Annotated in this window: 3 protein-coding genes; all 3 read right to left on the bottom strand. The window is 76.2% G+C overall.

From position 1 onward, the window contains the following. Positions 1 to 122 precede the first annotated feature (122 nt). On the bottom strand, positions 123 to 842 hold the full coding sequence (locus VI078_12415) for a CsgG/HfaB family protein (protein HEY6000085.1): 720 nt from the start codon (positions 840 to 842) through the stop codon (positions 123 to 125). Positions 843 to 921: 79 nt separating this feature from the next. Continuing rightward, positions 922 to 2,229 (bottom strand): GTPase HflX, encoded by a 1,308-nt coding sequence (hflX, locus tag VI078_12410; protein ID HEY6000084.1) that lies wholly within the window; start codon positions 2,227 to 2,229, stop codon positions 922 to 924. Then, positions 2,226 to 3,203: a tRNA (adenosine(37)-N6)-dimethylallyltransferase MiaA gene (gene miaA, locus VI078_12405; GenBank protein ID HEY6000083.1), complete on the bottom strand. Its 978-nt coding sequence runs from the start codon at positions 3,201 to 3,203 to the stop codon at positions 2,226 to 2,228. The genes hflX and miaA overlap by 4 nt, the downstream gene beginning before the upstream one ends. Between the last annotated feature and the right edge of the window lie 132 nt (positions 3,204 to 3,335).

Raw genomic sequence — 3,335 nt, 5'->3', positions numbered from 1 at the left:
CGAGGGCGCCCGGCACCGCCGCGGCCGTCGCCGGCGCCGCGGCGGCGAGCAACGCCGCGGCCGCCAGCAGGAGGGCCGGGACGACGGCGTGGCGCCCGCGATCAGCGATCAATAACGGACCGCTAGTAGTGATAGTACTGGGCCGGCGTCTGCTGGGCGATGAAGTTGACCGCCGTCTGGATGCAGACGCGGATGGCCTTCTCCATCGGGGTCTTCGCGAACGCGCCGAAGCCGATGGCCAGGGGGCCGGGGGCGATCGCGCCGAGGCCGCCGATGTCCTGCGCGCGGCCCTCGACCGTCTGCGCCGCGAGGATGCGCGAGGTCTTCGCGTCGATGACGCGGATGTCGATCGCCACGTGGGCGGTCTTGACGCCGAGACCGGCGCCGAAGCCCGGGAGGACCAGCCCCCCGCCCGCGCCGGCGGCGTTGGGCTCGAATTCGGTGATGGCGCCGACGACGAGCAGCTCCGCGCCCTCGACCTCGCCGATGGCCGCCTCGGTCCCCTTCTTGATGCGGCCGCTCGCGCCGAGGTCCTGCTCCCGCAGCACCTCGCCAAGCTCTCCGCGCTCGAGCACGATGAAGCGGTTCGTGTTGAAGAGGGCCGTCGTCATCATCTCGCTCATGCCCTCGCCGATGCCGCCGTACCCCTTGGCGCTCTTGTCCGTGAACTTCGAGACGGTGATCCGGGCCTTCGGGCCGTTGTAGGGGACCGCCTGCGCCTCCGCGATGCCGGGGCCGGGGCCGCTGGTGACCATGGCGGTCGGCTGCATGGGCGCGCAGGCCGCGGCCAGGGTCAGCGCGAGGGCGCCGGCCAGGAGCGATGTCGCTCTGCTCGTGTTCATGGTCAGGATCCTCCTTGCCGTCCGTGTTGTCGGTGTGTTCGTTTCCCGCGGCGATGGTAGGGCGGGTGTCCCCGCCCTGTCAATCGAGGCCCGCGGGGCCGGTGGGCGGGTCCGCCGCCAGCGCGCGCTCGAGGCGGGCGGCCTCGGCGTCGTCGCAGCGCAGGCGCACGAGGAGGCCCTCGGGACCAGCGGTCTCCGCGAGCACGCGTCCCGCGCGGCGCAGGCGCGCCAGGGCGCCGAGCCGGGGGTACGGGACGAGAAGCTCGCGCTCCCGCTCCCCCGCGCCGGCCACCAGTTCGCGCACCCGCGCCAGCAGCGCGTCGATCCCCGCGCCGCTGACCGCGGAGACGGCGACCGTGTCCGGGGCGACGAGGCCCCCGCGGCGCAGGGGGTCCGAGGGGGGGAGCCGGTCGACCTTGCTGCAGACCTCGAGGCGCGGGACGGACTCGAGGCCCAGCTCGCGCAGGAAGGAGAGGACGGTCGCGCGCTGCTCCTCGTGGGCCGGGTGGCTCAGGTCGGTCACGTGCAGGAGCAGGTCCGCCTCGTGCAGCTCCCCGAGCGTCGCCGTGAACGCCGCCGTGAGCTGCGGCGGGATGTGCCGGATGAACCCGACCGTGTCGGTGAGCACGAAGGCACCGCCCCCGGGCAGCGCGATGCGGCGGCTGGTCGGGTCCAGGGTCGAGAAGAGGCGGTCCTCGGCCAGCACGCGGCTGCCGGCGAGCGCGTTGAGGAGCGTCGACTTGCCGGCGTTGGTGTAGCCGACGAGCGCGACCACCGGCACCGGCGCCCTGCGGCGGCGCCGCTGATAGAGGGAGCGGTGGCGGCCGAGCGCCGCGATCCTCTCCCGCAGCGCCGCCAGCCGCTCGCGCACCCGGCGCCGGTCGGACTCCAGGCGCGTCTCGCCGGGGCCGCGGGTGCCGATGCCGCCGCCGAGCCGCGAGAGCTCCGGGGACTTGCCGACGAGGCGCGGGAGCAGCCGCGTGAGCTGCGCCACCTCGACCTGCAGCCTCCCCTCGCGGGTGCGCGCCCGCTGGGCGAAGATGTCGAGGATGAGGTCGGTGCGGTCCAGGACCTTGACGCCGAGGGCCGTGGCGAGGGTCCGCTCCTGGCCCGGCGTCAGCTCGTGCTCGAAGACGGCGAGGTTCGCGCTGCGCTCGGCCAGCAGCGCCGCCAGCTCGGTGGCCTTGCCCCGCCCGATGAGCGTCGCGGGGTCTGGCCGCTCGCGGCGCTGGCGGAAGACGCCGAGGACCTCGCCGCCGGCCGACTCGACGAGCCGCGCCAGTTCGTCCAGCGCGTCCTCCAGCTCCCAGGCGGGAGTCCCGCGCAGTTGCAGGCCCACGAGGACGGCGCGCTCTCGCGGCGCGGGACGCGGTGCCCGGGCGCTCACGCGGCGCGGCCCCGGCGCAGCAGCGAGAGGACGGCCTCCGCGACCGCCTCGGGCGGCCGGTCTTCGCCACCCGGCACCCAGACGATGCCGGGGAGCGCGCGGAACCACGTGAGCTGGCGGCGCGCGTACTGCCACGTGGCGCGGCGGATGGCGGCGAGCGTCTCCGCCAGCGAAGCCTCGCCGCGCAGGTGCGCGAACATCTGGGGGTACCCGACGGCTCGCAGCGCCGGCAGGGCGGGGTCCAGCCCCTCGGCGAGCAGGCTGCGCGCCTCGGCGACGAAGCCGGCCGCGACCATCTCGTCCAGCCTCGCGTCGATCCGGCGGCGCAGCTCCGCCGCCGGCAGCTCGATGGCGAAGGTGCGCACCGCGGCGCCGGGGCCCGCCTCGCGGTGGCGCCGCTGGCGCTCGGAGAGCGGATCGCCCGTGAGGAAATAGACCTCCAGGGCGCGGACGATGCGGTAGCGATCGTTCGCATGGATGCGGGTCGCCGCGGCCGGGTCGACGCGCGCGAGCAGCGGGTGCAGGCCGCCGGGGAGGGTCGTCGCGAGGGCGGCGAGCCAACGGCGGACCGCGGGTTCGGCCGCCGGTGCGGCGCACAGCCCCTGGGTCGCCGCGCGCAGGTAGAGGCCGGTGCCGCCGACGAACAGCGCCGCCCGGCCCGCCGCCGCGCAGGCGGACACGACGGCCTGCGCCGCGGCGCGGTAGTCGGCTGCCGTGAAGCGCTCGCGCGGGTCGGCGACGTCCACGAGGTGGTGCGGCACGCGGGCGCGCTCGGCGGCGGTCGGCTTGGCGGTACCCACGTCGAGCCGCCGGTAGACCTGCCGCGAGTCGCAGTTGATGACCCCGGCGGTGCCGAGGGCCTCCGCGAGCAGGATGCCGGCCGCGGTCTTGCCGCTGGCCGTGGGCCCGACCAGGGCGACCGTCAGCGGCGGGCGCGGCTCAGGTGCGCTTGAAGCGCCGCTCGATCTCGCCACGCTCGATCGTGATCGTGGTGGGCCGGCCGTGCGGGCAGGCGCCCGGGTTCTCGCAGCGGGCCAGGTCCGCAAGGAGGGCGGCGGCCTCCGCAGGGGCGAGGCGGCGGCCGGCGCGGATGGCGGCGTGGCAGG

It is taken from the genome of bacterium, from assembly GCA_036524115.1.
Classification (GTDB): Bacteria; JAUVQV01; JAUVQV01; order JAUVQV01; family DATDCY01; genus DATDCY01.
The sequence above is the reverse complement of the archived record's forward strand: the minus strand, read 5'-3'. Positions and strand labels throughout refer to the sequence as shown.

What these genes read in the sequence shown, in the direction of transcription:
- VI078_12415 (HEY6000085.1), bottom strand. Translation starts at nt 842, where the DNA reads ATGAACACGAGCAGAGCGACATCGCTCCTGGCCGGCGCCCTCGCGCTG.